Source organism: Phytobacter sp. (assembly GCF_059074235.1).
Window position 1 is genome coordinate 1,775,540 of sequence record NZ_JCACPZ010000004.1, and the last position, 23,250, is coordinate 1,798,789.

Annotated in this window: 35 protein-coding genes; 27 read left to right on the top strand and 8 right to left on the bottom strand. The window is 52.9% G+C overall.

Going from position 1 to position 23,250, the window contains the following annotated elements; genetic code table 11:
- Positions 1 to 6: 6 nt before the first annotated feature.
- A complete protein-coding gene (locus AC5JPW_RS12335) occupies positions 7 to 345 on the bottom strand; it encodes a glycine dehydrogenase (RefSeq protein WP_494240606.1) in 339 nt (112 codons plus the stop codon).
- 283 nt (positions 346 to 628) lie between these two features.
- Positions 629 to 1,528, bottom strand: coding sequence for a LysR family transcriptional regulator (locus tag AC5JPW_RS12340; RefSeq protein ID WP_494240607.1), 900 nt, complete (start codon positions 1,526 to 1,528; stop codon positions 629 to 631).
- A gap of 112 nt (positions 1,529 to 1,640) precedes the next feature.
- Between AC5JPW_RS12340 and AC5JPW_RS12345 the strand changes: the two genes are divergently transcribed.
- Complete coding sequence (locus AC5JPW_RS12345; RefSeq protein WP_494240609.1) at positions 1,641 to 2,585, top strand: zinc-binding dehydrogenase; 945 nt, start codon at positions 1,641 to 1,643, stop codon at positions 2,583 to 2,585.
- A gap of 38 nt (positions 2,586 to 2,623) precedes the next feature.
- Here the strand turns inward: AC5JPW_RS12345 and cybC are convergent, their stop codons facing one another.
- A complete protein-coding gene (gene cybC / locus AC5JPW_RS12350; RefSeq protein ID WP_494240610.1) occupies positions 2,624 to 3,013 on the bottom strand; it encodes a cytochrome b562 in 390 nt (129 codons plus the stop codon).
- Positions 3,014 to 3,071: 58 nt separating this feature from the next.
- A complete protein-coding gene (pmbA, locus tag AC5JPW_RS12355) occupies positions 3,072 to 4,424 on the bottom strand; it encodes a metalloprotease PmbA (RefSeq protein ID WP_494241220.1) in 1,353 nt (450 codons plus the stop codon).
- 94 nt (positions 4,425 to 4,518) lie between these two features.
- Between pmbA and yjgA the strand changes: the two genes are divergently transcribed.
- The gene (yjgA, locus tag AC5JPW_RS12360) at positions 4,519 to 5,070 is read left to right on the top strand and encodes a ribosome biogenesis factor YjgA (protein ID WP_494240611.1); all 552 of its coding nucleotides are present in this window, start codon (positions 4,519 to 4,521) and stop codon (positions 5,068 to 5,070) included.
- A gap of 61 nt (positions 5,071 to 5,131) precedes the next feature.
- Here the strand turns inward: yjgA and AC5JPW_RS12365 are convergent, their stop codons facing one another.
- Complete coding sequence (locus tag AC5JPW_RS12365; RefSeq protein ID WP_494240613.1) at positions 5,132 to 5,416, bottom strand: metal-sensing transcriptional repressor; 285 nt, start codon at positions 5,414 to 5,416, stop codon at positions 5,132 to 5,134.
- 85 nt (positions 5,417 to 5,501) lie between these two features.
- Here AC5JPW_RS12365 and AC5JPW_RS12370 point away from each other — a divergent pair, with 85 nt between their 5' ends.
- The 4 genes from AC5JPW_RS12370 to AC5JPW_RS12385 all read left to right on the top strand — a co-directional run bounded on the left by AC5JPW_RS12370 (position 5,502) and on the right by AC5JPW_RS12385 (position 9,821).
- A complete protein-coding gene (locus AC5JPW_RS12370) occupies positions 5,502 to 6,518 on the top strand; it encodes an ABC transporter substrate-binding protein (RefSeq protein WP_494240614.1) in 1,017 nt (338 codons plus the stop codon).
- Complete coding sequence (locus tag AC5JPW_RS12375) at positions 6,515 to 7,567, top strand: FecCD family ABC transporter permease (protein WP_494240616.1); 1,053 nt, start codon at positions 6,515 to 6,517, stop codon at positions 7,565 to 7,567. The genes AC5JPW_RS12370 and AC5JPW_RS12375 overlap by 4 nt, the downstream gene beginning before the upstream one ends.
- Entirely contained in the window at positions 7,564 to 8,322 is a 759-nt protein-coding gene (locus tag AC5JPW_RS12380; protein WP_494240618.1) for an ABC transporter ATP-binding protein, read from the top strand. The genes AC5JPW_RS12375 and AC5JPW_RS12380 overlap by 4 nt, the downstream gene beginning before the upstream one ends.
- A gap of 290 nt (positions 8,323 to 8,612) precedes the next feature.
- Complete coding sequence (locus AC5JPW_RS12385; protein WP_494240619.1) at positions 8,613 to 9,821, top strand: aldose 1-epimerase family protein; 1,209 nt, start codon at positions 8,613 to 8,615, stop codon at positions 9,819 to 9,821.
- Between the two features lie 66 nt (positions 9,822 to 9,887).
- Here AC5JPW_RS12385 and mpl read toward each other — a convergent pair whose 3' ends face one another.
- Positions 9,888 to 11,267, bottom strand: coding sequence for a UDP-N-acetylmuramate:L-alanyl-gamma-D-glutamyl-meso-diaminopimelate ligase (gene mpl / locus AC5JPW_RS12390; RefSeq protein WP_494240621.1), 1,380 nt, complete (start codon positions 11,265 to 11,267; stop codon positions 9,888 to 9,890).
- A gap of 174 nt (positions 11,268 to 11,441) precedes the next feature.
- Here mpl and fbp point away from each other — a divergent pair, with 174 nt between their 5' ends.
- Positions 11,442 to 12,440, top strand: a complete 999-nt coding sequence (gene fbp / locus AC5JPW_RS12395; RefSeq protein ID WP_494240622.1) for a class 1 fructose-bisphosphatase — start codon at positions 11,442 to 11,444, stop codon at positions 12,438 to 12,440.
- Between the two features lie 42 nt (positions 12,441 to 12,482).
- Here the strand turns inward: fbp and AC5JPW_RS12400 are convergent, their stop codons facing one another.
- A complete protein-coding gene (locus AC5JPW_RS12400) occupies positions 12,483 to 12,716 on the bottom strand; it encodes a DUF2569 domain-containing protein (RefSeq protein WP_494240624.1) in 234 nt (77 codons plus the stop codon).
- 171 nt (positions 12,717 to 12,887) lie between these two features.
- Entirely contained in the window at positions 12,888 to 13,616 is a 729-nt protein-coding gene (locus tag AC5JPW_RS12405; protein WP_494240625.1) for an XRE family transcriptional regulator, read from the bottom strand.
- 197 nt (positions 13,617 to 13,813) lie between these two features.
- On the opposite strand from AC5JPW_RS12405, the gene AC5JPW_RS12410 reads away from it, so the two are divergent.
- From AC5JPW_RS12410 to AC5JPW_RS12505, 20 genes are all read left to right on the top strand, one after another.
- Positions 13,814 to 14,077 carry a helix-turn-helix domain-containing protein gene (locus AC5JPW_RS12410; protein WP_494240626.1) on the top strand — a complete coding sequence of 88 codons (264 nt, stop codon included), beginning with the start codon at positions 13,814 to 13,816 and terminating at the stop codon, positions 14,075 to 14,077.
- Between the two features lie 4 nt (positions 14,078 to 14,081).
- Positions 14,082 to 16,142: a Mu transposase C-terminal domain-containing protein gene (locus AC5JPW_RS12415; protein ID WP_494240628.1), complete on the top strand. Its 2,061-nt coding sequence runs from the start codon at positions 14,082 to 14,084 to the stop codon at positions 16,140 to 16,142.
- 11 nt (positions 16,143 to 16,153) lie between these two features.
- Positions 16,154 to 17,047: an AAA family ATPase gene (locus tag AC5JPW_RS12420; RefSeq protein ID WP_494240630.1), complete on the top strand. Its 894-nt coding sequence runs from the start codon at positions 16,154 to 16,156 to the stop codon at positions 17,045 to 17,047.
- 10 nt (positions 17,048 to 17,057) lie between these two features.
- On the top strand, positions 17,058 to 17,348 hold the full coding sequence (locus tag AC5JPW_RS12425; protein WP_494240631.1) for a hypothetical protein: 291 nt from the start codon (positions 17,058 to 17,060) through the stop codon (positions 17,346 to 17,348).
- A 13-nt stretch (positions 17,349 to 17,361) separates the two neighbouring features.
- Complete coding sequence (locus AC5JPW_RS12430; protein WP_494240633.1) at positions 17,362 to 17,559, top strand: hypothetical protein; 198 nt, start codon at positions 17,362 to 17,364, stop codon at positions 17,557 to 17,559.
- Positions 17,549 to 18,208, top strand: a complete 660-nt coding sequence (locus AC5JPW_RS12435; protein WP_494240634.1) for a DUF3164 family protein — start codon at positions 17,549 to 17,551, stop codon at positions 18,206 to 18,208. The genes AC5JPW_RS12430 and AC5JPW_RS12435 overlap by 11 nt, the downstream gene beginning before the upstream one ends.
- A gap of 1 nt (position 18,209) precedes the next feature.
- Positions 18,210 to 18,452: an ANR family transcriptional regulator gene (locus tag AC5JPW_RS12440; RefSeq protein WP_494240635.1), complete on the top strand. Its 243-nt coding sequence runs from the start codon at positions 18,210 to 18,212 to the stop codon at positions 18,450 to 18,452.
- Positions 18,433 to 18,624 carry a hypothetical protein gene (locus tag AC5JPW_RS12445; protein WP_494240637.1) on the top strand — a complete coding sequence of 64 codons (192 nt, stop codon included), beginning with the start codon at positions 18,433 to 18,435 and terminating at the stop codon, positions 18,622 to 18,624. Before AC5JPW_RS12440 ends, AC5JPW_RS12445 begins: the two co-directional genes overlap by 20 nt.
- A gap of 77 nt (positions 18,625 to 18,701) precedes the next feature.
- On the top strand, positions 18,702 to 18,917 hold the full coding sequence (locus AC5JPW_RS12450) for a hypothetical protein (protein ID WP_494240638.1): 216 nt from the start codon (positions 18,702 to 18,704) through the stop codon (positions 18,915 to 18,917).
- A 10-nt stretch (positions 18,918 to 18,927) separates the two neighbouring features.
- Complete coding sequence (locus AC5JPW_RS12455) at positions 18,928 to 19,647, top strand: DUF2786 domain-containing protein (protein ID WP_494240640.1); 720 nt, start codon at positions 18,928 to 18,930, stop codon at positions 19,645 to 19,647.
- Positions 19,644 to 20,330 carry a hypothetical protein gene (locus tag AC5JPW_RS12460; RefSeq protein ID WP_494240642.1) on the top strand — a complete coding sequence of 229 codons (687 nt, stop codon included), beginning with the start codon at positions 19,644 to 19,646 and terminating at the stop codon, positions 20,328 to 20,330. Before AC5JPW_RS12455 ends, AC5JPW_RS12460 begins: the two co-directional genes overlap by 4 nt.
- Positions 20,327 to 20,527: a hypothetical protein gene (locus AC5JPW_RS12465; RefSeq protein WP_494240643.1), complete on the top strand. Its 201-nt coding sequence runs from the start codon at positions 20,327 to 20,329 to the stop codon at positions 20,525 to 20,527. Before AC5JPW_RS12460 ends, AC5JPW_RS12465 begins: the two co-directional genes overlap by 4 nt.
- Entirely contained in the window at positions 20,524 to 20,886 is a 363-nt protein-coding gene (locus AC5JPW_RS12470) for a DUF4406 domain-containing protein (RefSeq protein ID WP_494240645.1), read from the top strand. Before AC5JPW_RS12465 ends, AC5JPW_RS12470 begins: the two co-directional genes overlap by 4 nt.
- Positions 20,879 to 21,094 carry a hypothetical protein gene (locus AC5JPW_RS12475; protein WP_494240646.1) on the top strand — a complete coding sequence of 72 codons (216 nt, stop codon included), beginning with the start codon at positions 20,879 to 20,881 and terminating at the stop codon, positions 21,092 to 21,094. Before AC5JPW_RS12470 ends, AC5JPW_RS12475 begins: the two co-directional genes overlap by 8 nt.
- Positions 21,094 to 21,282 (top strand): hypothetical protein, encoded by a 189-nt coding sequence (locus AC5JPW_RS12480; RefSeq protein WP_494240647.1) that lies wholly within the window; start codon positions 21,094 to 21,096, stop codon positions 21,280 to 21,282. The genes AC5JPW_RS12475 and AC5JPW_RS12480 overlap by 1 nt, the downstream gene beginning before the upstream one ends.
- Entirely contained in the window at positions 21,269 to 21,718 is a 450-nt protein-coding gene (locus AC5JPW_RS12485; protein WP_494240648.1) for a hypothetical protein, read from the top strand. The genes AC5JPW_RS12480 and AC5JPW_RS12485 overlap by 14 nt, the downstream gene beginning before the upstream one ends.
- Positions 21,699 to 21,914, top strand: coding sequence for a hypothetical protein (locus AC5JPW_RS12490; protein ID WP_494240650.1), 216 nt, complete (start codon positions 21,699 to 21,701; stop codon positions 21,912 to 21,914). The genes AC5JPW_RS12485 and AC5JPW_RS12490 overlap by 20 nt, the downstream gene beginning before the upstream one ends.
- Before the next feature lie 59 nt (positions 21,915 to 21,973).
- Complete coding sequence (locus AC5JPW_RS12495) at positions 21,974 to 22,450, top strand: gp16 family protein (protein WP_494240651.1); 477 nt, start codon at positions 21,974 to 21,976, stop codon at positions 22,448 to 22,450.
- The gene (locus AC5JPW_RS12500) at positions 22,395 to 22,829 is read left to right on the top strand and encodes a Mor transcription activator family protein (protein WP_494240653.1); all 435 of its coding nucleotides are present in this window, start codon (positions 22,395 to 22,397) and stop codon (positions 22,827 to 22,829) included. Before AC5JPW_RS12495 ends, AC5JPW_RS12500 begins: the two co-directional genes overlap by 56 nt.
- Positions 22,826 to 23,191, top strand: coding sequence for a hypothetical protein (locus tag AC5JPW_RS12505; RefSeq protein WP_494240655.1), 366 nt, complete (start codon positions 22,826 to 22,828; stop codon positions 23,189 to 23,191). The genes AC5JPW_RS12500 and AC5JPW_RS12505 overlap by 4 nt, the downstream gene beginning before the upstream one ends.
- Positions 23,192 to 23,250: the final 59 nt, after the last annotated feature.

Below are 23,250 nucleotides of genomic sequence, written 5' to 3' on the forward strand. Positions count from 1 at the left end.
CGCTCCTTAAAGGTTGTCTTTTGCCACTTCGAAGTGCACCGACAGCAGCCAGGCTTCTTCTTCCGGGAGGTTGCCGAATTCCGCCACCACATCACGTGCGAGGCTCATGGACTCCGGTGAAATTTCATCAAACAGGCTGGCATCCACTTCCGGCAAGGGCTCGCCAGTCACCGATCGGTGCGCCATGGCACGAACGTGAGAAGTCAGCATCTGTTGCTGCACCGCGTTAGGCACGATGCCGTGGTGGCTCAGCAGGGTGTAGACCTGCGTCAGCATGCGTTCGGCCAGGGTTGCCGTTTGCTCAGCCCAGTCTCCAGCATCGTTCATTACCGCTCCGTTATTCACTCGTCTTACCCCGTTAATGGCCTGGGATAAAACTAACGTTGCAGGTTAATAGTTTGTAGCGAGGAGTTTTCCACTTTGAAGTGGAAAGGTGGAAGGCTTTAGTGATCTGCGCCACATAAATTCATGGTCTGGGGATATTTGACTGTACGTGGGTCACATCCTTGCCCAAAAGATGCGGAAATCCCCCCGGTTAAAAGCATAAAAAAATGCCGAAGCGTGGGAGGAAAGTGTGAAGTGATAAGGGTTTCTTATATGAAAATCGCAGCCGGATGACTGATATTTCCTAAAACGTGCCGGGTTCCGGGCGTAATGCGTTAAGAAAGAAGTCGATAAAAGAAGACACCGCTGGCAGCGGCGGCCTGACCGGTAAGCGCAGCAGGTGCATTGGCCGTTCAGGCGGCAAATAATCCGGCAGCACCGGGCAGAGCCGGCCTTCGTCGATATCACGCTGTAGCGTCAGCGTGGAGTGCAGCACAATCCCCAGGCCGGAGAGCGCGGCCTGGCGAATGGCCTCACCGGAATCAACCATCAAACGGGGCGTGATCGGAATGTCATGCTTACCATCCGGCCCTTCCAGATGCCAGCGGTGATCCGATCGCCACTGGCTGAAGCTGATGCAGTGGTGCTGTTTTAAATCATCAGGCGTGGACGGCGAACCGTGGCGCTGAAGATACTCAGGCGAGGCCGCCAGCAACATGCGGTACGGCGGGAGTGGCAGCGCGATAATTCCGTCATCGTTGATGTTGCCAATCCTCACGGCCAGTTGAAAGCGCTCTTCAATCAGGTCCACCTTGCGGTCGCTGAGGACCATTTCGGCATCCACGCCGGGGTGCAGTTGCAGAAAGCGGGAAAGGATCGGGGTCAGAACATGGTGACCATACGTGACGGGGGCGCTGATACGCAGTATGCCCGTCACGCTATCGTTGAGGTGATTTGCCAGCCCGTCCGCCTCGCGCACGGTCGCCAGTATTTGCAGTCCGTACTGGTAAAAGCGCTGGCCTGCATCCGTTAAGCCCTGCCGACGCGTGGTGCGATGAATCAGCTGGCAACCGGTGCGTTTTTCCAGTTCGCGGACGTGCTTACCGACCATCGCCGGGGTGATGCCCAGTTCATCTGCCGCCGCCGTAAAACTGCCCGTCGTGACCGTGCGAACGAAGGATTCCACGCATTTAATGTAGTCCATGCCACCTTCCATTCTAAATTCTGGTTATCAAATCATAATACCAAAGAGCGCTTTATCCGCACCTTCGCCGCAAGAATAATGACGTTATTCTTGGTTATCAGGTCATTTTATTATGCAATCTTTGGTTTTCGATGATTTTGGCTCTGCTGATGTGCTCTACCTGCGGGACAGCGCCACGCCCGTGCCAGGAGAAGGTGAGATTCTGGTTGAAGTCTCTGCCGCCGGGCTGAACTTTGCTGATGTCTACCGCCGACAGGGGCGCTATCCGCTTGCCGGGGAAGCCCCGTGGACTGCGGGCTATGAAGGTGCCGGACGTGTGGTACAGGTGGGCGCTGGTGTGAGTGACTGGCAGCCAGACGATCGTATCGGCTTTACCGATGTACCGCTGGCACATGCCAGCCACGTTGTCGTCCCGCAAACCCACGCGATTCGTCTGCCTGACTGGCTCACCAGTACGCAGACCGCCGCCGTGCTGCTGCAGGGGCTGACCGCAGATTACCTGCTTCATGACGTGCTACCGGTGTTGCCTGGCATGCGCGTTGCGGTACTGGCGGCAGCCGGGGGCGTTGGGCGTCTGCTGACCCGAATGCTTGTCCACCGGGGAGTGGAGGTGATTGCCGTGGCATCAAGCAAGGCAAAGCAGGACATCTGCCTCGCTCACGGCGCGAAAACGGCAGTGGGCTACGAGGCCTGGCAAACCCATGCCGATGGCTGCGATATCGTCTTTGACTCTGTCGGCAGCACCTTGCTGCAAAGCCTGGAGGCAGTGAAAGAAGGCGGTCGGGTGGTGCTGTTTGGCATGTCGGGCGGGAAGATTCCGGCGGTGGATCCTGCAGATTTCTTACTGAAATCCTCCGGGATTCTGGGTGCGGATCTCTGGACTTATTTAACGTCACGGGAAGAACGGCAGTTACGTGCGGATCGCCTGTTAGGGCTTATCAAATCGGGGCATGTTTCCCTGCCAGATATCACCGAATGCCCATTGGCTGAAGGGGCGAAAGCGCATCGCTTGCTGGAAAACCGGGAATTTAGCGGAAAAATTGTGCTGATCCCGTAAGACGAGAAAAGCGGGGCAAGCGCCCCGCTTCGGGATACTTAGCGGAACTTCTTGTGGTTACTGTTGCGGGTGGCTTTTAACTCTTCAGCCGCCGCTTTCGCTTCTTTCACTTTACCTTCATTGGCGAGCTTCAGCGCGCCATCAATCTGACCAATCAGCGTGTCCATGCCCTGACGATAATCTTTCATCTCAGGGCTGTCCGGCGCTTTGCCTTCCAGCTTCGATGGGGTCGCCTTCTGCGCATCCTGTGCGGCGGTGCGCATTTTGGTTAAGGCATCCTTGATCGTTGCCACATCATTAGACTTTTCGACAACCTGAAGGTTTTTATTAAGGGTGTCCATGTCCTCACCAAGGTCGGCGGCGAAGACATGTGCCGAACTCAGGACAAGGGTAGAGACAGCTAACATCGCCAGCAGTTTTTTCCGCATTGCTCACTTCCTTTTTTTTTATTGAAGTGAGGCGCCTTAGCTAGCAGCGCCCCAGGTATTACTGGCCGGCGATTTTCATCTCCGGCAACAACACTGAACCACACTGAATGTTGCTACGTGTTTCGATATCGTCAGCAATCGTAACGATATTACGCCACATATCTTTCAGATTTCCTGCAATGGTAATCTCGCTCACGGGATACTGAATCTCGCCGTTTTCGACCCAGAAACCGGCCGCACCACGTGAATAATCGCCGGTAATTCCACTAACGCCCTGGCCCATCAGTTCAGTGACTACAAGGCCAGTGCCCATCTGTTTGAGCAGTTGATCAAAGCCTAAACCACGTCCGGCAATTCGCCAGTTATGAATGCCGCCCGCATGCCCGGTGCTTTTCAGCCCCAGTTTGCGTGCAGAGTAGTTGGTCAGCAGCCACTGGGTCAGCACACCGTCTTTGATGATGTCACGACGCTCGGTACGCACCCCTTCGCTGTCGAACGGCGTGGACGCCAGGCCTTTCAGCAAATGCGGATGTTCTTCAATGGTCAGCCACTCTGGCAGAATCTGTTGGCCCAGTGAATCCAGCAGGAAGGTGGATTTGCGGTACACCGAACCGCCCGCAATCGCGCCGACCAGATGACCAAAGAGGCCTGTCGCCACTTCATTGGCGAAAATCACCGGGGCTTTCATGGTAGATAATTTACGCGGTGCCAGACGAGACAAGGTGCGGCGTGCACACTCTTCCCCAACCCACTCCGCACTTTTCAGGTCGCGAATATCACGGCCAATGGTGTAGGCGTAATCGCGTTCCATATCGCCATTTTCTTCGGCAATCACGCAGCTTGAAAGGGAGTGACGCGTCGAGGCATAACCTTGCAGCATGCCGTGGCTGTTACCGAAAACTTTAATACCGTAGTGGCTGTTAAAGCTGCCGCCTTCGGTATTGTTGATGCGCTTATCAGCTTTAAGCGCCGCCTGTTCGGCGCGTGCGGCCAGCTCAATGGCTTCATCCGGGGAGACTTCCGCAGGGTGGAAGAGATCCAGGTCAGGTGCGTCAAAGGCCAGCAGCTCTTTGTCCGCGACGCCCGCGCACGGATCTGGCGAGGTATAGCGCGCAATATCCAGCGCGGCCTGCACCGTACGGGCAATGGCCTCTGGACTTAAATCGGTCGATGAAGCACTGCCTTTACGGTTTTGATGATAGACCGTGATGCCCAGCGCGCCGTCACTGTTGAACTCGACGTTCTCCACTTCACCGTAACGCGTACTGACGCTAATCCCGGTGGTTTTGCTGACGGCCACTTCCGCACCGTCTGATTTTCCAGACGCCAGTTCCAGCGCGGTAGAGACAGCCTCTTCCAGTGCTTTACGTTGTTGTGCAACTTGTGTGATTACTTTCATCGCCAATGCCATAATTAAAGGAGAGATAATTTGAAGTCTAACAGAGAACCGTTTTTCAGTGCGCACCTTAACTGGTAACATTAGCCTCTTTTTTAAGGAGCCATAGATGACAAAGCAGCCCGAAGACTGGCTCGACGACGTTCCCGGTGACGACATCGAGGACGAAGATGATGAGATAATCTGGGTCAGTAAGAGTGAAATTAAGCGCGACGCCGAAGAGTTAAAACAACTTGGCCTGGAAATGGTTGAGCTTGGCAAAAACGCGCTCGATAAAATTCCGCTGGACCCGGATCTGCGCGCCGCGATTGAACTCGCCCAGCGTATCAAGAAAGAAGGCCGCCGCCGCCAGCTGCAGCTGATTGGTAAAATGTTGCGCCAGCGCGACGTTGATCCGATTCGCCAGGCGCTGGACAAGCTGAAAAACCGCCATAACCAACAGGTGGCGCTTTTCCACAAACTGGAACAGATCCGCGATCGTCTGATTGAAAATGGCGACGACGCGCTGGCAGAAGTGATGAACCTGTGGCCTGACGCGGATCGTCAGCAGCTGCGTTCGCTTATCCGCAATGCCAAGAAAGAGAAAGAAGGCAATAAGCCGCCGAAGTCTTCTCGTTTGATTTTCCAGTATCTGCGCGAGCTGGCAGAAGGTCAGGAATAATCCCCTTCTCAGATGTGCGGACTCGCCTCCGCACATCGCTTTTCTCTTCAGTCACTTATCCCTATTTCAAAAAACTGCGCATCGCCAGAATGATGTCGTCGGCATTGTGGGCGGCTTCCTGCCGGGCAAGACAGGCCACTTCACTGCGCACGCTCAGTTCAAGAATCTCACGCATCATGGCTTTCAGAGCACCGTTCACCGCGGAGAGCTGTTGCAAGGTTCCCGCATAAGGCATCGGGCTGACAAGCAGACCCTCGACTGACGCCAGTTGCCCCTTGAGTTTATTGAACCTGACCTGGAGTTTGTGCTGCTCCGACGGCGTGAGATTCACCACTTTTTCTTTCATCACCCCCTCCTGAATGATTCCCCGTGTTGCTCCCTGACGCATAATATGTATTATGTTATAACATAACAATTTCAGGATCGAGAACGTGTTCATCAGAAAAATAGTGTTGCTGTCTGCCCTAATGGGCTTTGCGCAGGCCGGTCTGGCCGCTCAGGTTTATCCGCTCACCGTGGAAAACTGCGGAGTCAAAGAAACCTTTAACCAGGCCCCCCAGCGGGTGGTGACGGTTGGGCAGCATGAGACGGAACTGCTGCTGGCGCTGGGGCTGGAGAAGAACATCAGCGCCACCTCCGTGTGGTTTGGCCCCTTACCAGCGCCACTGGCGGAACAGGGCAAGGGTCTGAAGAAACTGGCGGATAACGCCCCTTCTTTTGAAGCGGTCACCGCGCAGAATCCGGACCTGGTGCTGGCGCAGTATCACTGGCATATCGGGCCGCAGGGTGAAACCGCCACCCGCGAACAGTTTGCTTCGCTGGGTATCCCGACCTGGATCTCCCCTGCCGACTGCATCGGTAAAAGCGTCACCGACACCTCTAACAGCGACGGTGCGCGCAGCACGCCCTTTACGATTGCGGAAATAGAACGTGAAGTCACTGAACTGGCTGCCCTTTTTGACGTGCAGCAGCAGGGTGAAAAACTCAACCAGGCGCTGGCGCAACGAATTAAGAAAGCGCAGGAACGCGCGGCAGCGCAGCGTAGCAAGCCGCTGAAAGTAGTGTTCTGGTTCTCCAGCAGCCGTCTGAAAGGTGATCCCTGGGTGGCGGGCGATTATGGCGCGCCGGGCTGGATCAGCCATACCCTTGGGCTGAAAAACATCATCGATTCGCATGACGAATGGCCTGCCGTCACATGGGAGCATATCGCCCAGGCGCAGCCGGACATCATCGTGATCGCCGAGATGTCGCGTCGGCTCTATCCTGCTGATGATGTGGCAGTGAAGACCGCATTTTTGCACGACGATCCGGTAACCAAAGATATTCCGGCGGTGAAAAACGGCCACATTATTGTCGTACCTGCCATGTCGCTGAACCCTTCACTGCGTAACGTCGATGCCGTCGAAACGATCAGTGAAAAACTCGCCGCGTTCCAGGCTGCGCCATGAGTCTTCTCTCTGCCCGCTTTCCCTTCGCTCTGCCGCACTGGCGGCAGCGCAGCCTGCTGGCACTCGGGTTACTGGCATTACCACTGATGCTGGTTTTCGCCGCGACCGTCGGCGATATGCCGGTGTCGTACGCCAATGCAGGTAAAGCCATTCTCAATGGGCTCGGGCTGGGAACCTATGCCCTGCCGCAGGTTGAAGAGGGGATTGTCTGGCAGTACCGCATGAGCCGCGCACTGATGGCGGCATGTAGCGGAGGGGGACTGGCACTTTGCGGCCTGGTGATGCAGGCGATTCTGCGCAACCCGCTGGCGGAGCCGTATCTGCTGGGGATCTCTTCCGGGGCCTCGCTGGGCGCGGTCTGTGTGATGTTGTTAGGGATAGGCGGCAGCACGCTGGGCATCAGTAGCGGTGCGTTTATTGGTGCCTGCTGCGCCTTTGTCCTGATCATGCTCATCACACACGGCATGACCGAAAGCCCGCCCCGGATACTGCTGGCGGGCATTGCCGGTACGCAGCTTTTTAACGCCATGACCGCGTACATTGTCAGCACATCGGCCAATGCCGAACAGTCACGCAGTGTGATGTTCTGGCTGCTGGGAAGCCTGAGCGGCGTACGTTGGCCGGATGCCATTCTGGCCCTGGCGGTCGTGATTGCCGGCTTTCTGGTGATCTTCGCCTTTTCGCGTTCGCTGGATACCTTCACCTTTGGCGACGAGGTTTCCACCACCCTGGGCGTGCCGGTGCCGCTGGTGCGCATGGTTTTATTGCTCACCTGCGCACTGGTGACGGCGGTGATGGTCAGCACCATTGGCGCAGTGGGATTTGTCGGACTGGTTATCCCCCATGTCACCCGTATGCTGTGCGGCCCCGGTCATCGCCAGTCCATTCCGCTGACCTTCCTGGTCGGCAGCCACTTTATGATCCTCGCCGATGTGGTTTCCCGCACGATAATTACCCACCAGGTGCTGCCCATTGGGGTCGTCACTGCACTCGTGGGCGCACCGGCTTTTGTGATCCTGCTCTATCGCAGTCGGGAGAAGAGAGAATGAATATTTCAGTCAGTGGATTACAAATGGCCCTGCAATCGCAGAAGGTGCTTCAGGGCATCGACCTTGAACTGGGAACCGGCGAAATCGTCGGCCTGCTGGGGCCAAACGGTTCAGGAAAATCGACACTGCTACGTTGCATGGCCGGATTGTTCCCGCGCTATGCCCATCATGTCTGCTTTGATGGCACCCCGCTCAATGAGATGCCTCTGCGCAGTCGGGCAAAACAGCTGGCATTTGTTCCTCAGCACGCCGAGGTCGACGGCGATCTTTGCGTCGAGCAGATCGTCCGCCTGGGGCGCACGCCACACCGTCGGGGGCTTTTCGCCTGGAACGGCGCCGATGATAAAGCCGTTGAGGACGCCATTCGTCTGATGACCCTCTCTGCTTTGCGTCACCGCCGCTGGCGACAGCTTTCTGGCGGTGAACGCCAGCGCACGCAGATAGCCCGCGCGCTGGCTCAGCAGCCGCAGCTACTGATTCTGGATGAACCGACCAACCATCTTGATATCGAGTTCCAACTGGAACTGATGACGCTGATTGCGAAACTGCCGATCACGGTGGTGGTCGCGCTGCATGATCTTAATCTCGCCGCCAACTACTGCCAGAGGCTGGTTTTGCTGAAGTCCGGCAAAGTGATCGCCAATGGCCCGCCTGAAGCGGTACTGACCCCAGATTTGATTGAACAAACCTGGCGGGTGAAAGCAAACGTCCTGAGGGAAGAAGCGTCCTTGAACATCCGCTATGCCATGAGGTAAGCCCCTCCTCCCGCGCTGAATATGCCAGCTCAGGCTGTTCAGCGCTTGTTCTTATCCCTCTGATTTCCCGGTCACAAACAAGCTGAATCGTTAAGGCAAATACCGATTAATATCACAACTTTTTTGTATATAACTCACTAATTACATTTACAAAGGCGATCAAAAGCTAATTTTTGATCACTTTATGACGCTTTATTACACCAGATGAAATCGATCACATTTTTTGGCGTCAGCAATTATTAGATTTCAGAGGTCATACACATAATCGATTCAGCAAAAAGGAACGAACAATGAAGAAGACTCTGGTGTTCTCTACCCTCGCCCTGCTTATCTCCGGTAACGTCTGCGCCAAAACCTGGTTGCTGACGAGTGCTGAAAGCGGTGTAGAACAAGGAAACTGGCAGGTCACCAGCCAGCAGCTGAAAATTAAAGATCAGACTTTCAGCATTGAGCAGAAGGTCCTGCACGGCGGTAAGCAGGAAGGCAGTAAAATCATCGTTCTGACCAGCCAGAATGGCCTCACCATTACCCTGAGCCCGACCCGTGGCATGAATCTACTGCGCGTGGAAGGTTTTGGCGTCCGTATGGGGTGGGATTCACCGGTCAAAGAGGTGGTGAACCCGGCGTATATCAACCTCGAAAGCCGCAACGGCCTGGGTTGGCTGGATGGATTCAACGAGATGTTAGTACGCTGCGGCTATGAGTGGACCGGTCACCCGGTGACCGCAGACGGGCAGATTTACACGCTGCATGGCAAAGTCGGCAACACCCCGGCGTCGCAGGTTTCGGTCGATGTCAGCGAAAAAGCGCCATATGAAATCCGCATTCGTGGTCTGGTCAAAGAGAGCACCTTCAAGAAGGCCGATCTGCAAACCTCAATGGAGCTGAGCTACATCCCTGGCAGCAACAGCTTCACGCTGCACGACGTGCTGACCAACCATGCTGACTATGCGCATGACTATCAGATTATCTATCACAGCAACTTCGGCACTCCGATTCTGGAAGAAGGTGCGCACTTTATCGCTCCGGTCGAAAGTATCAGTCCGTTTAACGATTACGCCAAAGCGGGCCTGAAAGAGTGGCAAACCTACAGCGGCCCGACCAAAGGCTTCGATGAGATGGTCTTTAACCTCAAGCCGCTGGCGGATGCCACTAAGCAGACCGTCGCTGCGGTGATCAACAAAGCAGGCGATAAAGGCGCGGCTATTAGCTTTAACACCCAGCAACTGCCGGTCCTGACGCTGTGGAAAAACACCGACACCCTGAAACAAGGCTATGTCACCGGGATTGAACCCGGTACCAGCTACGCCTACCCGGTGACCATTGAACGCGAACAGAAACGCGTGAAGAAACTGGAACCCGGCCAGAGCACCCGTTTCGATCTGACCTACACCCTGTTGCATAACGCCAGCCAGGTGAAAGAGGTAGAAAAACGGGTAGCGGACATTCAGGGCAACAAAACGCAGCAGGTGATTGAGACACCTATCGCGAAAGAGTAAGCATAAAAAAACCGCGCCATTCCCATCAGATGGCGCGGTTTTCTGTCAGTGTCTTTAACGGCTGACTTATTCGGCCGCTGCCGCTTCGGCTTTCTTCGCCAGACCGTCCAGCAGTTTCTGATGAATGCCACCAAAACCACCGTTACTCATCACCAGAATATGATCGCCCGGCAGTGCGGTTTTGAGGATCATATCAGTCAGCACGTCGACGTCGCCGCTCCAGTGTGCAGGCTGCACACAGGCGTCAGCCACTTCTGCAACCTGCCACGGAATGTGCTGCGGCTGAAGCAGGAAGACTTCATCAGCGCGGCCCAGAGAGGGTGCCAGATCGTCTTTGCTGTGCCCCATTTTCATGGTGTTAGAGCGAGGTTCGAGCACGGCGATAATACGTGCCGTTCCACCCACTTTACTGCGCAGTGCAGCAAGCGTCGCCAGAATGGCCGTCGGGTGGTGGGCAAAATCGTCGTAAACTTTTACGCCATTGGCTTCGCCACGCAGCTCAAGGCGGCGGCGTGCATTGATGAACGTACCCAGCGCATCGGCAGCATCTTTAGGTGCCACACCGACATGACGCGCCGCGGCAATCGCCATCAGACCGTTATGCATGTTGTGTTCACCGACGAGGCCCCATTTCACCTGACCAACCACTTCACCGTCCAGTAGCACTTCCCACTCGGAAGCATCGGTGGTCAGTTTCTTCGCCAGCCAGTGACCCTGCTCGCCCACCAGCTCCTGCTCGCTCCAGCAACCCATCGCCAGCGTTTGCTTCAGATTGATGTCGTTTTCCGGCCAGATGATTTTACCTTGCCCCGGCACGATGCGGACGAGGTGGTGGAACTGTTTCTGGATTGCTTTCAGATCGTCGAAAATATCCGCGTGATCAAACTCAAGGTTATTGAGGATCAGCGTGCGCGGGCAGTAATGCACGAATTTGGAGCGTTTATCGAAGAACGCACAATCATATTCGTCCGCTTCAATAACAAAGAACGGGCTGTCACCCAGACGAGCGGAAACCTCGAAGTTACCCGGTACGCCGCCAATCACGAAGCCAGGCTTATAACCGCAAACTTCAAGAATCCAGGTCGCCATCCCGGCCGTAGTGGTTTTGCCGTGTGTACCGGCAACAGCCAGCACCCAGCGGTCGCGCAGCACAAAATCATGCAGCCATTGCGGGCCAGACATGAACGGAATGTTTTTTTCCAGGACGGCTTCAACACACGGGTTTCCGCGCGTCATGGCATTACCGATGATGACCAGGTCCGGCGCGTTATCGAGCTGGCTGGCGTCATAACCCTGAATAAGTTCAATACCTTGCTTCTCAAGCAAGGTGCTCATCGGCGGATACACATTGGCGTCCGAACCCGTTACTTCGTGACCGAGCGTGCGGGCCAGCATTGCCAGACCGCCCATGAAAGTGCCACAAATCCCCAATATATGAATGCGCATTCGTCTCTTTCCTTCTTATCTTCGGCGCACATTTTACCCACATGTTCCGCGTGACGGAAATGCATTTCAGGATAATCCGTATCCTGCTGGCGCGATTCACCTGTGCGCGAACATTTGAATCTTTGTTAATATTGTTGAGGTCACATTACTCCTCATAAAATGTAGGGACAGGGTATGAAAACGTTAGGTGAATTTATTGTTGAGAAACAGCATGAGTTTTCTCACGCTACCGGTGAGTTAACCGCACTGCTGTCAGCAATAAAACTGGGTGCCAAGATCATCCATCGTGATATCAACAAAGCGGGTCTGGTTGATATCCTGGGTGCCAGCGGTGCTGAGAACGTCCAGGGCGAGGTGCAGCAAAAACTCGACCTGTTCGCCAATGAAAAATTAAAAGCCGCACTGCGTGCACGCGATATCGTCGCCGGGATCGCCTCTGAAGAAGAAGATGAAATCGTCGTCTTCGAAGGCTGTGAACATGCGAAGTATGTCGTGCTGATGGACCCTTTGGATGGCTCCAGCAACATCGATGTTAACGTTTCTGTCGGGACTATCTTCTCTATCTACCGCCGTGTGACCCCTGTCGGCACGCCAGTGACTGAAGAAGACTTCCTGCAACCGGGCAGCCAGCAGGTCGCTGCAGGTTATGTGGTTTACGGTTCGTCCACCATGCTGGTTTACACCACTGGCTGTGGCGTTCACGCCTTCACTTACGATCCGTCTCTGGGCGTGTTCTGCCTGTGTCAGGAACGTATGCGCTTCCCGGAAAAGGGGACGACCTATTCCATTAACGAAGGCAACTACATCAAGTTCCCGCTGGGCGTGAAGAAGTACCTCAAGTTCTGTCAGGAAGAAGACAAATCAACCCAGCGTCCGTACACCACGCGCTACATTGGTTCTCTGGTGGCTGACTTCCATCGTAACCTGCTGAAAGGTGGGATTTATCTCTATCCAAGCACCGCAAGCCACCCGGAAGGGAAACTGCGTCTGCTGTATGAGTGCAACCCGATGGCGTTCCTGGCGGAACAAGCTGGCGGTAAAGCGAGTGACGGTAAAGACCGTATTCTGGATATCGTCCCACAGAGTCTGCACCAGCGCCGCCCGTTCTTCGTGGGTAACGAGCACATGGTGAATGATGTAGAACGTCTTATGCGTGAATTCCCAGACGCATAATCGTATGACAAAGCGTGCCGCGTATGCGGCACGCCATCGGTATCAGTTCACAAAGGTCCGTTTTACACGTTCAGACACCCGGAAATAGGGTATCCAGATACAGCAAGCGAAAAGGGTACGAATCACCGAACGTACCGCATCAGAGCCAAACGGAATTCCCATCAGCGCGTTCGCCAGCCATAAATCCACGCCCACGAATACCACGCCATAAAGCAGAAAAATGATATACGCCTTCGGTAACTGCCGCTTTTTATGGGGAGGTGATCGTTTCTGCATAGTGAGATCGAGTCGAGAAAAAAGAGGGAAGCCTTGAGCGACGAGGGATGCGAGGCACAACGCGGATTTCGCACGGCTCGCTGAGAAATGAAATTTTATGGCTAATTTTGCGCTTAATTTTGCACTAATTTGAAATCAGTTTGTTAGCTATTAAACAGCTTTTAAGAGTTCTTAAATAACCCTTCCGTACCAGACAACTTTCCCCACTACATCGAAATCATTGGGTACGTTTTCCAAATCAACGACGAACGGCTCAAATACAGGATTGGTGCTACTGATGCGAAGTTGAGAGCCAGGCAAGCGCTGGACCAGCTTAACGAGGAGCTGACTGTCTAATCGAATCACATAGATACCTTCTTTAGGGTCTCGATCGTCATGATTTACAAGAATTATATCTTTGTCATTGAGTACGCCCATCATCGAATCCCCAGCAACACTGATAACAGATAGCTTTTTTGGATCCGCCTTTAGATGGTTCACAATCCAGTATCTACGGAAGCTAACAGTGAACATAGGACTTTCGTCGTCATTCCAGGCACCATAGCCTGCTGATGCAGAGACGTTATATCTCGGCACAAAAACGAAATCGTCTAAGTCGACATTGTTGCCTTGGACATCTAAAGCAGTACCTGCTGGAGCCCTTTCAGCTAGGGTCAATGCAGTAGCCGCTTTTTCCCCTCCAGTGACTAGCCATTCAACCGACACTTTCAGTAAGTCTGCTAAACGTAGAATGTGAGTGGCACTCGGCTCTCTTTCTTCGTTCTCCCATGCCTGCAAGGTAGAAAGTGCAACACCTAACATGTCGGCAACATGATTCCTAGACAATTTCAGAATTGATCTCTGAGCTTTTATCCGCGTTCCGATTTCGCTCTTCAATTCGTTTACAGGTTTATTTGTCATATCTCGCAAATCTCCACAACTAATTTTCAAGTTTTTCAGGTTCTATTCAACCCATTGAAAGCAAACGCAATAAGCTTTAAATCGGCTTTTCGAGGCACAAAAAGAACCTGAAAACGAAAAAAATAAATCATTTTCAGGTTTACATAACTCGAATTCGATCTTAATGTACTTATGAGTTGAATCACGGAGATTAACTAATGAGTACATTAGAGAGCGCAAAAAAAAGCCAGAAGTTATCTGACTGGCATAGGGCCGATATCGTTGCTGCTCTGCATAAGCAAGGGTGGTCATTACGTCGTTTATCTTTGCATCATGGCTACAAAAGCTCAGGAGCACTGAAAAACGCGTTAGACAGACCGTGGCCTAAAGGCCAGAAAATCATCGCAGATGCAATTGGCATCTCACCAGATGAAATATGGCCTACTCGTTATCATAAATCATTTTCAGGTGAATGGAATTAATCATATGAGCCAGATTAGCCTGAAAACACACTATACCGCTCAAGAACTTGCAGAAATGCGGTTGCCCGGCGTACCGGAAACGCGCCCCGGTGTAGCCGCAAGAGCTAAAAAACAGGCATGGGATTTCCGTGCGCGTTCAGGTCGAGGCGGTGGTAACGAGTACTCAATTGAAAGTCTCCCTAAAGAGGCTCAGGAAGCTATTCGTTCCAGGATGTATCAAGCGATTCTGGAAACAAAATCCAATGTGGATGCAGTTAGTCCCCGGAAAAAAGTTCGTGCCACATCACGTAAGGAATTGGATCTCATCAGACAGTGCCCGGCATTGCTTGAGAGAGAAGTCGGCTCTCTCACGGGTAAACAAAAGGAAATTGCAGATGCCCGCGCCACGTTGGCCATGGAAGTCCAAAAGCTACGTGATGCAGGTATGTCCCGTTCAGATGCAGTGAAATATGTTTCCTTAGAATCGCGTAAAGGAACTTTGCCTGGGCATCTTCTCAGTGCTGCCGAGCTTGCGAATGCCCGCAAAGGGGCAAACCGTTCCGGTGTTGGTACGCGGGCACTGCAGGAGTGGTTGAGCATTTTTGAAACCACTAAACCTGGCGTTGAGCGTATGGCCATGTTGGCACCCGGTCATCTAAAAGCGAAAAAGCCTGAACAGATTAAGTGGCTTCCGGACTTTCTGGCGCACTGGCGCAGCCGTAAGGGTCCCAACTTGCGCGAGGCATATCGGGATTTTCAGGCTGAATGGTCTCGGGTCTATTCAGATCAGCCCGCCATGGCCTCTGCCTGTCCTTCTTATGATGCCGTTCGCCGCGCAATGGAGAAGCTGCCCCGTCGTGAGAAAGCGCGTGGCCGGGTCAGCGGGTCTGAAGCGCTTGCCTATGAATGCTTCCAGAAGCGTGACTGGTCTTTAATGCCCGTCAATGGTTGCTGGATTGCGGATGGTAAGTCGCTGGAAATGAAGGTTGCGCATCCCGACCATGGTCGCCCGTTTACGCCTGAACTGACGCTGATCATCGACGGACGTACACGCTTCGTGACGGGCTGGAGTCTGGCTCTTTCTGAAAGCGTTATCGCGGTGGCAGATGCATATCGCTACGCCATGAAGCACTGCGGCAAACCGTTATTTGTTTATTCAGATAACGGTGGCGGCGAAACCAACAAAACCCTTGATGCAGATGTGACGGGTATTTTCAGTCGCCTGGGCATTGAGCACCCGACCAGTATTCCGGGCCGTCCTCAGTCTCGCGGCATCATCGAACGTCTTAACAAGGGCATCCCTCGCCGCGTTGCGATGCAGTTTGAGACCTTCAGTGGCGACAGCGCAGACCGTGAACACGCCCGCATCACCTCCCGTGCGATCCAGTCTGCAGTAAAAGCACAGGAAAACGGGCGCGAGCTGACGCCGGTACAGCGCAATGCTTTGGGAAAACTCCCGTCATGGCAGCAGCTGCTTGACGCCATCGCTGCTGAGGTCGACGCCTATAACAACAATCACGAACACCGCGAACTGCCAAAGCGTAACGGGCGACATATGACACCCGCCGCTTTTCGCCGCGCAGTACTTGAAGCTGAAGGCGACGATATTGAGTACCTGACGGATGTTGAGCTGAGAGAAGCCTTCATGCCTGAAATGGTCCGCACCGCCCAGCGTGGCTGGTTGCGTCTGTTTAACAACGATTACTTTTCTGAAGAACTTATCCAGGTCGACAGCGAAGAGGTTCGTGTTGCCTTCGATATCCATGACCCGAAATCAGTCATCGTGCGCCGTATGGATGGTTCTTATGTGTGCTCAGCTATCTGGAACGGCAACAAACGGGCCGCTATTCCGGTTAGTGCGATGGATGTGGCCATAGAAAAACGTCGCGATCGCCGCCTGAGTAGAGTTGAAGACAAACGTAAGGAAATTGAAGCCGAAGGCCGTTCCGTTCTGCCGGGCCAGCGTTTCGATGACCTGACCAGTTTTATCCCTGCGGAATACAGCCGTATCACCGAGGAAGAACACTATTTCTTCCTTGAAACAGACCGCGATGAATACCTGAAAAAAACCGGTAACACCCGGTAAGTGAGGATTGAATGAGTTTAACCAAAGAACTATCAGAGCTGATGGACCGTAAAGGTTACAACATGACGCACGTTTCACGCGCCATCGGCATGAGCGCTGCCACTGTCAGTACCTACCTAAGAGGCATTTATGCCGGTGACGTAAGTAAAGTTGACGAACTGGTGCAGAACTTCATCGCCCGTGAAACGGAAAAGGAGAAATCCCGCCGTATCAAGCCGCGCTATATCCCGACTGTCACATCCCGTAAAGGGTTCGAAGTTATCCGGCTTGCGCATCTGGATGGTGATCTGAATGTCATTTATGGCGCGGCAGGGTTGGGTAAGACGATGATTCTGCGTGAATACGCTTCCCAGCATCATGATGCGCTGCTGATTGAGGCTGACCCGGGTTACACCGCCCGAGTGGTGCTGGAAGAGCTCTGTGGCCTGCTGGGTCTGAGCAAACGCGGCAACATGCACGAACTCAGTGAGGCCTGTATTTCTGCACTGCGTAATTCAGGTCGTTTGCTGATGGTCGATGAGGCTGAAAACCTCCCTTATCGTGCGCTGGAAACCCTGCGCCGTATCCACGACAAGTCCGGTATCGGTCTCGTTCTGGCGGGTATGCCTCGCCTCATCATCAACCTGAAGGGGAAGCGCGGCGAATACCAGCAGTTATATAGCCGCGTGGGTCTGGCATTCAATATCGGGGATTCGCTGCCGCAGACTGATATCTGTGATATCGCCGCCAGTATGCTGCCTGATGCCGCCAGTCAGGACGTCAGTGAGGCGCTGTTTAAGGCCTGCAATGGTAACGCTCGCCGCCTCTTCAAACTGGTTCGTGGTGTCAGTCGTCACAGCGAAATCAGCGGTAATGCGGTCAGCGCAGGTGCGGTCCGTAGCTTTGCTCAAATGCTCATTAACTGAGGATACAGCGATGGTCAGTCTTTCCCAACAAACCGGCAACGCAGCCATTATTTCAGCGCTTGTCCAGGCTGAGACGCTAATTATGTTTTTGACCTCTAAGGGGGTTCAGGTCAAGGCGGTTTCACTCAGACATTCGCAGCCGATCATCCGTATTGCACGTCATGCCTGGTGCGAAGAGATGAAAGCCCAGGGACTGGCCCGGTTTGATCTTACTGGCAATGACCGTTGCGGTCGTTTCCGCCAGGGGGTTTACCAGGATGAAAGCGGCTGTCGCGTGGTCTGGTCTGAGTCAATTCATTAGGAAGGAGAGTTCAATGGCAAAAGTAATTATTAGTTTAAACGATACACCGCGCGGGCTGGATGTTCAGTGTCGCGTTGAATCTGAAGCAACTGACAGTGACCGCATCCAGTCTGTTGCGGCCGCTGTAGGGTTTGGCCTTGCTGGCCATGTAAATGAAAAAATTCGTCAAGCGTTATCCAAAACCAACAAGGGGAAATCCAATGTCCACTGAAAAAGCAGCAATCACCGCTAAACAATACACCACCACTGCCGCGCCAGAGGGCTACTGGACTGATGCTCGTGGCGTTCTGACCCCTGTCAGCCTGGTTAAAGAGATTGACCTCGATCGTGACCATCTCGTTGGCGAGCTGGTAGAGCAGGCCATCGTGGTGTCTTCTGCCCTGCAGGAACTGAAGTCCCGTGCCTTTGCTGACATTCAGGCCTTCGTGGACCTTTCAGCGGAGAAATACGGGGCCATGAAAGGCGGAAAAAAAGGCAACGTCACGCTCTACAGCTTTGATGGGCGCTACAAAATCCAGCGGGCCATGCAGGACCGTATCGCCCTCAATGAGCGTATTCAGTCTGCTAAAGCGCTGATTGATGCCTGCCTGGCCGACTGGACAGAAGGTGCCCGCCCTGAGCTGAAAGCGCTCATTAACGAGGCTTTCGATACGGATAAAGAGGGAAATATCAATACCGGCCGCGTTCTGGCGCTGCGCCGCTACGACATTGAAGACGAACGCTGGCAGCAGGCGATGCTGGCAATTGGCGAAGCCGTACAGGTTGTCAGCAGCAAGTCTTATATCCGTGTTTATGAACGTGTGGGCGATACCGACGAATACCGTCCTATCGGTCTCGATATTTCCTCCGTGGGGGTGTGAGATGGCGATTCTGGTTAACACTGCGATTATTGGCAAACCCTGCAGCCCTTTCATGTCTTATGCGTCCAGCGCTGTTATTGCCGAACAAAACGGCGAATTTCAGAAAGCTGCAGAAGTCTGGGGAAAGGCGCTTTTCCTCTCCAGCCAGCCTGTTAATCGTGAATGGGTCGGAAGTCGAATTGAGTTTTGTGCTAACGCCGCCCGACGCGGTTGGGGAGTAAACAGTGAAAGCGAAGGAATTTAACGGCAAACACGATGTCGGCAGCACCTTCATGTACCAGCCATCACCGCTTCTTCGCGGTGGGCGCCTGGTGAAAACGGTGGATGCAGCGCGTGATATGAAGTCGGTAACGGTGGTTGAAATTAATCAGGAGCCATATTTCGCGAATATTAAATCGCTGAAGTCTGTTAACTGAATTAACCCGTAATTAAAACCAATTTAAAAATGGCGTAAACCCGCAGGGGCTGGCTTACGCCAAATTCAGGAGATTCTATGTCTGGATTTATTAGAAAAATGACGGCAGAGCAGTTTAATGCGAGCTATCCGCATGGTTCTGCATTTATGTATCACTCCCGTAAAGATGGCGCTGGCGTTGCCGTCACCACCCGTTCAGAGGCATGGGCGCTGGGACATCGTGCTGCTGTTGTTTCGGTTACTGGCATTTCTGGCGGTGTGGATATTACCCACCTCAAACCGGCAATTAATTAAGGGCCATAAAATGGAAAATAAAGAGAAATATCTCCAGAGAATTAAAAAATTGCTGGCAATGGCCCGTAATAACTCCAGCGCTGAAGAGGCCGCACTGGCCATGAGCCGCGCTCAGAAATTGATGTCCGAACATAAGCTGAATGAGCACGACGTCGATGTAATGGATATCAACGAAGCCGCTACTCAGAAGGCCCCTTCCCATGCCGAAAAAATGCCGGAATACATGGCATTCCTGGCTGATATGGTCGCCCGCGTGTTTGGCGTGAAGTTCTACACCAGCTATGGCAGTGACAACTGGAACAAGCCAGCAAAACGCACCATCCACTATTACGGACCCGACGAACGCCCACAGATTGCGGCGTATTCCTTCGAGGTGCTGGGAAAACAGCTTGCTAAAGCCCGTCGTGAATACATCGCCACGATGCGTAAAAACATCAAGCCAGCCACCAAAATTGCCCGCGCTGATACGTTCTGTTCTGCATGGGTCAACGGGGCTTACGCCGTGGTCAGTGATTTTGTCGTGACTGAGGCTGAGACCACCCTGATTGAAGCGTATCGCGAAAGAAAGCTCAGTAAAGGGATGAAAACCCTGGAGCCTCGTAAACCCGGTAAAGCCCGGGGGACCGACGATGCAGAAATCCAGGGATATAGCGCCGGCCGCAACGCGCAGCTGCATCACGCAGTGAGTGGGTCCACTTCGCAGACAATTCACATCGGAGCCGCAAAATGAAAGATGAAAAAAAGGTTTTAAATCAGTTCATCCGTAACGTAGTGGCGCATCGTCTGAGCGTCATTCGTGACGATGGCGTCTACCGTCACCTTCGGTTTCAGCGCCCCGGAACAAACTCATACTATTTCGACCTCGTCACCTGGCCTGGTTATCTGACCGTCACCGGCGACATGGGTACATGGACGTTCAGCCGTATCGAAGACATGTTCGAGTTCTTTACCAGCGCTCATTTCGGAAAGCGGGAAAGCTTCCAGATTAACCCCGGCTACTGGTCTGAAAAATTCGAAGCCGGCACCGGCCACGGCCGCCACGAAACACCCTGCTATGAGTTCGACGCTGACGCGTTCGATAAGAGCCTACGGGAGTGGCTGGTTAGCTATCTGGATAACGGTATTGATGAGGACGCCGCCGCCGAGGCAAACGAGGCTATTAACGAACTCACCGGCCGTGACTTCCCTAATGAAACAGAGGCGTTTTGCGCCCTTAATGAGGCCTGGTTACCCAGAGGTGTAAGCACCTTCGACATCACTGAAGGTATGGGGGCAACGATGACCTACAGCTATCACTACCTTTGGATTTGCTACGCCATCGTCTGGGGCATCGAACGTTACCGCACTGAAAGCATAGTTGAAAAAGCAATGTCGACTTTTCTGGCCTTCAGCGCTCTGGGGGGGAAATCGTGAAAAATCGTCAAGCACGCCAGCTTCTTAAGGTGGCAAATTTCACCATCGGTCGCGATTTCTGCACCATTCGCATCAGCAACCGACGTCGTGCTGTTTGCACCAGTACCGGTGGATTCCTGTATGCCGAGCAGTCAAAACCCAGCGCACGTCAGAACCGCTGGAACAATCACTGCCATTTAGTGGAGGCGCGGCCATGAGCAACCCTCGTAAAGCAGTTGTTTTTATCGCTGGACCGATGACGGGGTATCCAAACTTCAACCGAGACGAGTTCAATACCGAAGCTGGAATTCTTGAAGAACATGGCTTTACAGTGCTCAATCCGGCCATTCTCCCTGATGGCCTGCAGCATGGTCAGTACCTCGATATCACGCTGGCCATGCTGGCACAGGCTGATGCGATCTTCCTCCTTGATGGTTGGGAGAAAAGTAAAGGTGCTACGCGTGAGTGTGACGAAGCCAGTCGTCTCGGGTTGCTTGTCATTTACCAATCCTGGGTAAGTCTGCAGAAATTCATAGAACGCAAGACAGGTGACGTGCTGGAGGTGCTCAGTGATTAATGTGACGGGTTGCCAAATTCAGGACGGTGGTGCCCGCCGTGTCTGGTTCTTCAACGATAACAGCCAGGTTGTAGAGCTGATGAACGTGCCGCTAAAACTGCGCCTCAAGTTCTATAACGCCAGCAATAACTCCATTCGGACGAAGGATGTTCAGGCCGAAATGAAGCGTGCTATCGAGCGATTCAAAAAACTGAGAGGTATTAAGTGATGAACACCTTTCAGATTGTTTCGTGGCTGGTTATTTACCTGTTCATGGGGTGGTGCTGGGCAGACATTCTTTCACATTTTGCTGCACCAAAGCTCAATCGCTCCCGGTTCTTAGTGGCCCTGATTTTTTGGCCATTAAGTCTCATTCTGACTGATGCTGAACTTGAGGATGAATATGAAAAACATTAATCAAATCAGTGACACCGAAATTGATGAAATCATCAATGGGTGTATCGAAGGTGTTTATCCGACCAGTCATGAAGTTGCTATGGCTCTGGAGCTAAAAAACCTTCGCTCAGTGGCGGCATACGAGCAAGAGCCGGATTATGTCCGTTACGACTGCGGGTGCTGCGGGTTCGAAACAATCGAAGAGTGGCGAGATAATGATGTTTGCCCGAAATGTAACCATAAACCAATGGGACAAACGGAACTATTCACCCACCCTGCGCCATCAATCCCGGGAGAATGGCTTAATGACCTAAATCGGCTGCGTCAGTGGTTCAATTCGATGGAGGATACAAACCCTAATTATGTTGAAGAAGCTGACCGGGAACTGAATGAACGCATCATGAAAGCACTGCGTGTGATGAACACTGGTGAAAGCGATGAAAAATCTTCTGCGTAACACGTCAGCCAAAGCATTCAACCAGCGCTATCCGGTGGGTACGCAGTTTCATTATTACCTCACGCCAGGGGTATCAGAGCGGGAAACGGTAGTCACCCGTTCTGAGGCCTGGCATATGCGCAGCGGCCGTCTGGTTGTGCGTGTAGAGGGGAAAATGGGCGGTATCTCAGTCAATCATCTGGAACCTATCGTTTGAGTCATTACAGCAGGCACTTTGTCGAGTGCCTGCGATAATGACAACCAACAGGAGGCATTATGTCTACTCCGGCAAAACGCGGCCTTATCGGGGCCATCAAAGCAGGTCAGGCCTTTTTGGGCTGGGATGACGTAACCTATCGCAGTGCGCTGGCGCGGATGTGTGGCGGCAAAACCTCATCAACAAAATGCACCCTTGAAGAGCTGCAGGTCGTTAGAGAGTACATGCATGGTCAGGGGTTCCCTCGGCAGTCAGCTAAGCATGGGAGAACACCTAAAGTGGCAAAAGGTAATGCTGCTACTCTGTCAAAAATTAAGGCATTGCTGGCTGACGCAAAACGTCCCTGGAATTATGCTGAGAAAATGTGCGAGCATATGTTTAAAGTAAAGCGTGTTGAGTGGTTAACCCCTGTTCAGTTAACCAAACTGATGCAGGCTTTAGCCATTGATGCCAGCCGCCGAAAAAAACGGGAGAATAACGATGAATCTGCAACAGGTAACGGAGCTGCTGCCCCCGGCAGTAATTCAGATCGCTGACCTGATTGGTTTCCCGGCCACCGAGCAGTTGCTTAAAGCATTTGGTGGCACCACTTTCCCAGTAGGAAAAGGGCTCCGCGCTCTCGGCGCTAATCGTGCCGCACTGCTTCGCGATACGATTGGAGACCATAATACCCAGCTACTCATTAAGAATTTTGGCGGCGAGGCTCTGTATCTTCCTCGCTGCGATCGTGCTTTGCGTGAGCTTCGCAACCGTAGATTTCTGGCAGAATTCGATGCCGTTCGTCAGGATGGCACCTCGTCACTGATGGCCATGACGTTGCTTTGCCCTCGCTATGGATTCAGTGACCGGTTTGGGTGGCAGTTGCTGGCGCAGGATAAGAATCAAAACTCACATCGACAGGAGTCATTATTTTGAAAAAATACTTAGCAGTAGTTTTTTTAATGGTTAGTTCTTCCGTTTTGGCGGCATCTCCTTATGAAGCGAAATTAACGCAGTCAGCATTGAAAGGTGATTACCAGTCTCAAAGGAACTTGGCATATGCTTTCAGTGCAGGTAGTTCAGTCAGCAATCCAGCGGGTGAAGATTTTGTGCCACAGGACAGCACCAGAGCTTGTGCATGGCGTAAGGTGATTTTACTTTCACAACAATCTAAAGCTGATTTTACAGATTATTCAAATGAATCGATTGATTGCCAAAAAGTACATGCTGTAGATAATCAAAACGTCTGGACCGAAGTCCGCAAGACGATGAACATAATTAATAAAAAAACCCACTGAACCCCTTCACCTGATTCCCTGAACGTCCCCTCGCGATACTGACATCACCTTATTTTTTG